At 38.9% G+C, this 8,828-nt stretch carries 8 protein-coding genes and 2 pseudogenes; 5 read left to right on the top strand and 5 right to left on the bottom strand.

From position 1 onward, the window contains the following. Window positions 1–134: pseudogene (locus CLV48_RS20915) on the top strand (IS256 family transposase); the annotation flags it as partial. Window positions 135–312: 178 nt separating this feature from the next. Here CLV48_RS20915 and CLV48_RS14870 read toward each other — a convergent pair. Beyond that, entirely contained in the window at window positions 313–600 is a 288-nt protein-coding gene (locus CLV48_RS14870; RefSeq protein WP_106568080.1) for an LptA/OstA family protein, read from the bottom strand. A 216-nt stretch (window positions 601–816) separates the two neighbouring features. Continuing rightward, complete coding sequence (locus tag CLV48_RS14865; protein WP_211299948.1) at window positions 817–1,260, bottom strand: MauE/DoxX family redox-associated membrane protein; 444 nt, start codon at window positions 1,258–1,260, stop codon at window positions 817–819. A 564-nt stretch (window positions 1,261–1,824) separates the two neighbouring features. On the opposite strand from CLV48_RS14865, the gene CLV48_RS14860 reads away from it, so the two are divergent. Both CLV48_RS14860 and CLV48_RS14855 read left to right on the top strand, forming a co-directional pair. After that, a complete protein-coding gene (locus CLV48_RS14860; RefSeq protein ID WP_106568079.1) occupies window positions 1,825–2,412 on the top strand; it encodes a cyclic nucleotide-binding domain-containing protein in 588 nt (195 codons plus the stop codon). 197 nt (window positions 2,413–2,609) lie between these two features. Beyond that, a complete protein-coding gene (locus CLV48_RS14855; RefSeq protein WP_106568078.1) occupies window positions 2,610–3,596 on the top strand; it encodes a terpene synthase family protein in 987 nt (328 codons plus the stop codon). A 99-nt stretch (window positions 3,597–3,695) separates the two neighbouring features. Here the strand turns inward: CLV48_RS14855 and CLV48_RS14850 are convergent, their stop codons facing one another. After that, window positions 3,696–4,034, bottom strand: a complete 339-nt coding sequence (locus CLV48_RS14850) for a winged helix-turn-helix transcriptional regulator (protein WP_106568077.1) — start codon at window positions 4,032–4,034, stop codon at window positions 3,696–3,698. Between the two features lie 73 nt (window positions 4,035–4,107). Between CLV48_RS14850 and CLV48_RS14845 the strand changes: the two genes are divergently transcribed. Together CLV48_RS14845 and CLV48_RS14840 are read left to right on the top strand one after the other, a co-directional pair. Beyond that, window positions 4,108–4,743 carry an NAD(P)-dependent oxidoreductase gene (locus tag CLV48_RS14845; protein WP_106568076.1) on the top strand — a complete coding sequence of 212 codons (636 nt, stop codon included), beginning with the start codon at window positions 4,108–4,110 and terminating at the stop codon, window positions 4,741–4,743. Between the two features lie 364 nt (window positions 4,744–5,107). Continuing rightward, window positions 5,108–6,037, top strand: a pseudogene (locus tag CLV48_RS14840) (IS1595 family transposase). Between the two features lie 128 nt (window positions 6,038–6,165). Here the strand turns inward: CLV48_RS14840 and CLV48_RS14835 are convergent. Beyond that, window positions 6,166–7,140, bottom strand: coding sequence for a hypothetical protein (locus tag CLV48_RS14835; protein WP_106568075.1), 975 nt, complete (start codon window positions 7,138–7,140; stop codon window positions 6,166–6,168). A gap of 24 nt (window positions 7,141–7,164) precedes the next feature. Continuing rightward, complete coding sequence (locus tag CLV48_RS14830) at window positions 7,165–8,823, bottom strand: SusD/RagB family nutrient-binding outer membrane lipoprotein (RefSeq protein WP_106568074.1); 1,659 nt, start codon at window positions 8,821–8,823, stop codon at window positions 7,165–7,167. Between the last annotated feature and the right edge of the window lie 5 nt (window positions 8,824–8,828).

Raw genomic sequence — 8,828 nt, 5'->3', positions numbered from 1 at the left:
CTGTTATGAAGTCTGTTTTCCTCGCTGCAAGGGAAGCATCGAAAAAATGGACTATGCCCATTCGAGACTGGGGTACTATCCTTAACAGTTTCCTGCTTATATTTGGTGATAGGGTCAGGCTTCTTGAAACCTGACCATAAAATCATAATTTAAAGTTTACACACTTATCGGGATAGTGTCCTTTCTCAATAGGAACTGATCCAACTAGATATTTTATCATTATCCCACCCAACGAGTTTGAACTTAATCCAGCATTATAACAGAAACACCCTTCAAGAACTTTCTTGAAGGGTGTTTATTATAAGATATTAGTTATTCTCCAATAGGTTGGAGACCAGAACCCGGTACAAATTGAGCTTCGGTCTGCATTGGAGTTGTCAAATCTATATCAGCCCAAGTACACGTGTTTTCAGAAAGAATACATTGATACTCATTTACACCGCTGCCTTGGTTGACTCCAGTCAAATCATAGAGTCTTCCTTGTGAGTCGACTGCATACTTTGGCTGTAATGCATCAACCGGCTTGGTAAAAGCAAAAGCTAATACTGCTGCCAACATAAATACTCCTGCACGTAACAGGTTTTTGATTTGATTTTTCATAATTTTGATTGTTTAATATAGTTAAAGTAATTCCGGTCGTTTTGATCCTGACCTATTGATCTTTGGAGAGGAACGGCCGGTTTTTTTTATCCCCTCACTTCCTGACCCCCTACCTGGTAAAAGATCCAGAAGATTTATTTCATTTCCTGATATTTTGTCTTAGCTCTTATTTCTTGTCTCTTATCTCTTGAGTCTTGTATCTTTTGCCTTGTATCTTCATTTTTCACTCTTTAACTTCAATCCTATCCCTGCCAATCCAAGGAAAAAGAGGTTGAACCATAAGTGTTCCCACCAGCCCAGGCTGTTCAATACCCCACCACAACTACAAGGGACCCTTCCGAATACTCCCGTAAGTACCAATATGATGTAGGCGCTGAATACAGTCATCAGGATTGAAAATGATGCTAATCCTATTTTGATAGTCCTGTCCTTTAAAAGTAGGACCGCAATTGTCAGCTCAATGGGAGGTAAGCTATAAAACAACAGTTCGGCAAGTAGGGTAGGCAAAACCTGATTGCTGAGCCCCTGATAGGTTCCAACAGGATCCATCAGCTTGCTGAAGCCTGTGTAAAGAAATAAAAAGGCCAATACGTAGGGAATTACTTCAAGCAATAAGCTCCTTACTTTTTTATTGCCTTTATGTACATACATTGCCCTCATTTGATTTTTCGTTTTGTTTTCCCCGCTGAGTTTGGCTTTTAATTTTTATTCAAATTATTGGTAAAGTGATTCTTTTTGAAAGAAAGCTTGAATATTTCTTATGGTTTTGTGCGAAAAAAGTCCCAAATGAAACCTGGAGAATTATTATCTAGATGAAAAAGTAAAACCCATTTAGGGAATAGTGGACAATAAAATTGAATTTTGTCAGGTTACTTTTATTTATTACTTTCTGATGATGCTTATAGGTTTTCAACCATTCAAGATTTTCATTGTTATACGCTCTTATGTGTCACAAAGCATCATGCGGATTTAAGTCATAGGATCTGTTCAAGAATATTTGCATTTTTAGGTATTTTTAAAGTTCCCGGGTTTCATTTGGGATTAAATTCCTCATTCTAAGTGTGTTTATAGGTAAATAATGAAGGTTTTTAGTATTTATTTTATAAATTGATTATCAATAGGTTACCTTTTGGGTTCTAAGGTTCGTTTTAGCTGGCCATATTCAGGTCCCAAAAGGATTTTGCCCTGTTTTTAAATATTGCCGGATTTTTCAATGATAGAATTATGAAAATTGACAGATTACTACTCATTCAGCTCAAAGAGAAGTATGATACAGTTTCCAAGGTAAACTGGTCTACTTACCTAAAACTGGAAAAGTTTCTTGAAGTAAGGACCTATCCAAGAAACAGTATCATCAAAAACTTCAATGAAGTGGAAACTCACAGCAGGCTCGTCTGGAAAGGTGTAGTAACCCTGCACCACCTAAACAATAAGGGACAGTCCATTACCAGGATGGTCTTTTGTGACGGGGACAATGCATTTGATTTCCTGTCTTATGTTTCCCAAAAGCCAAGTCCGTCCCTTTTCTTGGCAAGAAATGAGGTGACCTGCGTTGAACTCAGAAAAGATATTGAGCCCATGGTTTTAAAGCAGATTCCAGAAATAGCTGACCTCGCGATAAAAATCAACCATGAAATCATCAGTAAGCTTTACCACTGGAATACTGAAATTCTTTCACAGCCCAAAGCTGATGCCTATAATGCAATTATGAAAATGCATAAAGATCTCTTAATATGCTTGCAAGTAAAGGATTTTCAGCACATGTTAGGAATAGGTAAAAGTACCATTCACAGGCTAAGGCAGTCTGGATAATTGTATTTTTTTTCTTTGTTTTTAGATAATAGAGATATGAGGTCCCAAATGGGACTTTTTTATTGATAACATATCAGTTTTTTATGCACTTATACGTGACAGTAACCTTAAAATTTTAATTTGATACTTTCTGTGGCTTTATAAAAAGTCTGATTTTATGCACTTCAAGGTATTGTTATTAATAAATCTTACTCTATATGCTGAACTTTGAAAGAAAATCCCATCACCTTATCCATGAGCATGAATTGGTGGAAATCCTAGAAAGGTGGTATCCAACAGAGATGGCCTGCAAAGAGGTTCTGAGAATTCAGGTGCTAAGTTGGCTTAAAAATTCCGGGATCATCAATGGAGAGGAAAATCTGAAGGTTTTTGAAAAAACCGGTATTCACTGTTTTGCCGCAAGATTGTTTCCTCTAGCTGAACCATCGGATCTGGATGTAATATCCAAGCTTTTTGCATTGCTTTTTATCATGGATGACATGGCTGATCAATTGAATGATGGTGACTTTTGGAAAACAGTTCAGACTACTCCTTCCAAAATAGCCGGAAACATTTCTGACCAAAGGCTTGACTTTATGGATTCCATTCTAGATCTGATTTTCACCTCCAAATGGGGTATGGGTGATTGTCTGCGGCTATTATATACTGTGATCCGTTTTGTGGGAAAGGGGGAGGAGGAACAACAGATCCGCAAAAAAAGACAGACTCCCAGCCTTAAAAAGTACTGGTCAATCAAAACAGAAAGTTCGGGTTTCCAGATTGCATGGACCCTTTTGCATATATTGTTTCCGCAGAATAAAATCAACGCTCAACTGCTTTCCAGGCTCAACAGACTTATAGCTAAGATTATCATTTTGGAGAATGATATCATGTCTTTTCACAAAGAATCTCTAATTGGCGATGTATTCAATATGGTTCATTTAAGAATGGAGCGCTTTGGCGAAAGTAAAATTTGTGCCACCAATTTTGTAAAGAACTTCATAGAGGATCTCAAAGGTCAATTTGCCCAAATCTGCCTTCAGCATTTACCCACACTGCCCCTAGAATGCTTTTCTTCTGATGCATTTGAAAAAGGGCTGCTCATAAAACACCAAGAATGGCACAGTCTGGCATCTATGTGGTGTTTGGTAAAAGGCAGCCATATCTGGGCCACCATGGATACAAATAGGTACAACCAAAAATAGGGTAATGTACATTGTCCTCTAATAGATGATCTTCAAATTAAGTCCCTGAACTTAGTTGAAAAACGGCATGATGCATAGTGGTAAATTGCAGCTTACCCATTACAGACTAGGAATTTGTCGGCTGGCAATGTACACTTCCCCAAAGCGCTTCAACTGCTCGATTAAGGGGAGAACAGCCATTCCCGCCACGGTTAAACTGTATTCCACTTTTGGAGGTACCTCACCATAATTTTTTCTTGTTACCAGGTCACTGTCCATCAATTTCTTTAATTCCTGTATCAGCATTTTTTCGCTGATATCGGGAATGCCTTTTTTTAATTCCGAGAGCCTTTTGGTCCCATCCTTTAACTGGAAAATGATTAATAGTTTCCACTTGCCGCCCAGAAGTTCTAAGGTTGTTCTGATTGGGCACTTAGCTGTTACTTTTATAGGTTCCATACTTACAAAAAGGTGTGTACTGTAAAAATAGTAAATATAATCAAAACAGATTATGATTGCAGAAAAAACAGCTATGACAACGATCGCATTGTTTGGTGCTTCCGGGCAGACGGGAAGCATTGTATTAAAAAAGGCAATTGAAAAGGGCTTTCGGGTGAAAGCTTTGGTAAGAAATCCGGCCAAGGTTTCAGTGCAGAACCCTTATCTTGAAATCATCCAGGGAGATGTTCTCAATAGTTATGATGTAGAAAAGACCCTGGAGAATTCCCAGGTTGTGATCAGTTTATTTGGTCATGTCAAAGGTTCCCCGGAATGGCTTCAGACGGATGGCACACGGCTGATAGCCGATGCCATGAAAAAGTTTCAGATCAAAAGGATTATTTCGCTCTCGGGAGGAGGATTGCCTTTTCCGGAAAGAGACAGGCCCAAACTTCCGGATCTATTGATCAGGTTCATCATGAAAGTGGCAGTACCTAAAGTTTTGAACGATGCCGTAAAGCACCATGAGATCCTTAAGGGCAGCGGGCTGGATTGGACCATTGTTAGAGGCCCCAGATTAACCAATGACCCACCTAAAGGAAAATACAGGGTAGGTTGGGTAGGTGTAAATGCCAGTACCAAAATCAGTAGGCATGACCTTGCTGAATTTATATTGACACAAATTGATGATGCCTCATTCATCAGTCAGATGCCTTTTGTGACCGATTGAAGACATTAATGAGAATGCTCGTTACAGTGTTAACAGTAAATATTGGACGGGAAATATTATGATCTATTTTTCCCGTTCAAATTATGAGATTTTAATTTCAGGTGTCATATGTTCAACCATTGAAGCATTGTGGAAACTTATATTTCCCAAGTTGCAAATCCGTAAATTAAATCTGGTTAGAGCGTACTCCGATTACCTTTAGGCCATAGATGTTCTTTTTTCCTGAGACCAACCCCGATTTCGGAAATTGATAAAATATTTCCTGATTCTTCGGAATTAACAAGTAGCAAATAATCTTTGTTATTTAATGTAAAAGAATCTCTAGGTTTGTTTTTTTTGTTGCTTGGTTAAAATACATAAAGCCATGAAAATATTTGAATTTATTATTCATTTTCACAACGACGGTAGTTTTGACAGCTTCTTAAAAACATATTGGGAGATTATCGGTATCTATTGTAAGATCTGCAAATGATTCTCTAAGCACTACTATTAGTTCAGGAAGAGGAAGTTTTTTTGGGTACAGCAAATACAGAAGATAATCTCCTCTTGAATCCGGTACAGTCATCGAGTCGAGTAATCTTTCTTTACACACCAAGTCTACAGCTTTTTTGTTTATACCAGTCACCAAAATAGGGTTTTCCTGTCTTTAATTTAAAAAATAATTGGATTTGAAAAAATAAGAGACTGCGATTAATCTAATGCATAAGATAAGATCAGTAATGGGTAAAAAAGATGATCTGTATTTTCTCAAAGGTATGGTTGAATATGGAGAAGGTTATGTTAGAAAAGCAACCCAAAAATAAAGTCCAAAAAGGTCAAAGGCATGTGAAGGGAAGCCAAAACCATGCGATTGGTACAGTATCATCAGAATCCACTCCATCGAAGTTTCCAAATTCGGGTATAAAAAGCCGATATTCTAGGTTCTTTAAAATGAAAGAACTTCAGGGGTCGCCAAAGAATCTGTAGCGCAGTTTGTGGAAGATGCAGTGATGTCAAAATCAGTCCTTTTAAATTATAAAAAAACTGCTAACTACAATCTTGAAAGATTTGTGGAAGAACATGTTAAGAATAAATCATTTCCAGCTTCCACAAAAGTAGATTTAAGTTGGTTACATGTGGCAATAAGTAATCTTATTTAGAACCTATTGGGAATCTATCTTACGACCAGTGAGAAGTATTTGCAGAATTACCTGAATGAGTTTCTCTATAAACTAAACAGAAGGTACTTTGGAGTAAGATTGTTAACAGATTAATGGTAGCTTCTATTTACTTAAACAGGCACCATTACGAATAGTCAGTTAATTAAAATTCAGATTCTTATGCAACTAGGAAAAAGGACTATCGAATTCAATTTCATAAAAAAAACAGCGCTCATCGAGCGCTGCTTTTTGTATGAAGAAAGTTTACTAGTTAACTTGATTATTACCTTAAACCGGCCGGGAATGGTTTACCTTCATTGGCAAACATGGTCACAGTTCCGGATTCACCGTAAGTATTCACCCATCTGAATACCAATTCAGTGGTACTTGAACTTATAACTTCCATGGAGTAAAGGTCACCGTATTTATCAGCACCGCTCATGGTCAATCTACCGCAAGCATCTGCAACAACTACATTTCCTGTTCCCCAAGTATCACCGATACAAGCCCAGTAACCGAAGGTTCCGTCAGATACCCGGTAGCTTGTTGGTGAAACTCTGGTCCAGGTAGTGGTACCTTCAAATGAAGGAGGGCAGGAACCTAAAGGACCTGTAGCCCCATCATGTCTGAATCGGTAAGTACCCACAAGGTCAGAAGGACAAACAACACTAGCTGCATAGAAGAAAGGAGAAGCATAGAAGAAACCACCAGCAACGTCAGCTGACCTATTGGTATCGGTAAATACCCTTCCAAATCTATCTGTGGCACGCAACCTTACTTCAAAAGCATCACCACCTTCAATCTGCGCCGGAGTTAGTCCCAAAGCTGCAATCATTTCAGTGGCAGTCACCTCAACTGTCGTCCTCAAATAAGTTTGAGTAGGATGATTAGGGTTTTCTGTCGCTTTTTGGAAATCAGCTTTTGTTAAGGTCTTTACCAACACATCTTGTACATTGCTAGCAGTACCAGTAGGAATATATTGGAAACCCACTCCAGTGATCAATCTTCTATGTCTCACTCTAATTTCCACAGATTGAAGTGTTTCACCACCTTCAGCATCTACGGCCTCTAAGACCAATCTAACGCGCGCATTGCCCAAACTAAAGAAATTGAGGTCCGTAGAACGCTCCAATGTTCTTAGATAAAGAGCAGTATCAAATGTTTTGTATGGTATATTAGGATCTACAAAGTCCACACAGGCAGTAAATACCATCATGAGGGACATCAAAAATCCAAAACCAATTTTATTAATTTTCATAACTTTCAATTTAAAGGTCAAAGATTAATATATCCCAGTTGGGAAGGTGCCAATTGGATTGTTATCCCAGAAAACCCTTACATTAAGTCCCGCCTTTGGTTGGGAATTGTTATTGGTCACTGCATGGTTGTTAGGATAAGGTAGAGATCTTGGGAATACACCGAAGCTTTCAAGCAGACCAGGCTGCATGTTGTCAGGTTTTCCAGTCCTCCTGTACAAGTTATATGCCTCATTACCATTACCAAACAAAGCCAACCAATATTCACGTCCGATCAAATTCATCCTTCTATCATTGTTAGGAGCTGCATTCCACTCGTTAACAACAAAATTGACGTAGTTATTTATGGAAGTTGAATAGGCAGCATCATTTTGCCAAGCTTGAATCGCAGTGGCATTGGTTCCTGAGGAAGCAACTGAGAATGACCTTACAAAATTCATAGACTTTCTGATACCACTTTCCAACAATTCCCTTGGGTTTCCATTAACACCAGTAATGGTCAAAGCAGCCTCAGCTCTCATGAAATCCACATAGGATGCCATCATAATAGGCCAGATACCGGCACCGTTTGCTCCAGCACCTCTAGTCACAGAAACATTGGCATCATTATCAAAACGACCTCCGATAGGATATACACCCCACTGAGTTCTCAAAGGACCATCTGGTGGAATACCTTCTGCATTGAGGTGGTCTCTACCCCAATATCCTCTATTACCAGGAAGACAGAATGGCCAGCCTCCAGCAAGGTAATGTCCTGGAGCAATCTCAGAAATACATCTCAATTGATCAGGATCCGTAGGATTGGCGATCCTCTGTCTGTAAAGGTAATACCTGGCTCTTGGATCATCGAATCCTTTGGCTTGAGTCAAATGAAACATGTACCAAGTCGAGTGGTATTCACCTCCACCACCGTTATTATACTGGTTGTAATAAGGATGCTGTGAAGCAGGATCTGTGAAGTTGGTTCCAAATCGGAAAACAAAGTCATCACCATTACCGATCAGGTTACCATCTGCTATCAAAGAATTGATTGCTGTAGCAGAACCGGCAGCATTGGTCAATTTCAGATTCAGATGGGCTCTCAGTTTCAAGGTATTGATAAGCTTTCTCCATTTGGTATAATCCCTATTGTAGTACAAATCCTGAGGAGTACCCGCAGATGGAGTTGCAGTGAAGTTAGCGGCTGCTTGATCCAAAATAGCCAATGCTTCAGCATACACTGCTGAGCCGTTATCCAATTTAGGATTGAAGTTATTTGGGTTCAATGCCTCAGAATAAGGAATATCGCCAAACCAATCCACCAAATTCATCAGAATATAGGCCTTCAAAGTCCTGGCAATACCCAAATGTCTTTGGAAATTTCGCTCAGTAGCAATATCTTCCAAGAACTTGATATCATTCAATAGGTTGGCATAAGAATTTGTCCAAATACCATTGAAGTTAACCGGAATATAAGCCTGCTCATACAAGTTATTTGGCTGGCTCATCATCCTTGTCAATCTCATTCCATAGAAACTAGTACCATCAAAATGGCTAGGAAAATCCAACTGTATCCTGTTAAGGACCAGGTCGGGGTTAGCCGTATCTCTAGTTACTGCATTGGGATCATCCTGCAGATCCAGGTCACAGGCACTTACCACCAATAAACTTAGGGCAGTAAATAAGCTATATAATATTCTTTTCATTGTCT

The organism is Cecembia rubra (assembly GCF_003014575.1).
Lineage (GTDB): Bacteria > Bacteroidota > Bacteroidia > Cytophagales > Cyclobacteriaceae > Cecembia_A > Cecembia_A rubra.
Note: the sequence above shows the minus strand (reverse complement) of the source record. Positions and strands in the feature narration are given on the sequence as shown.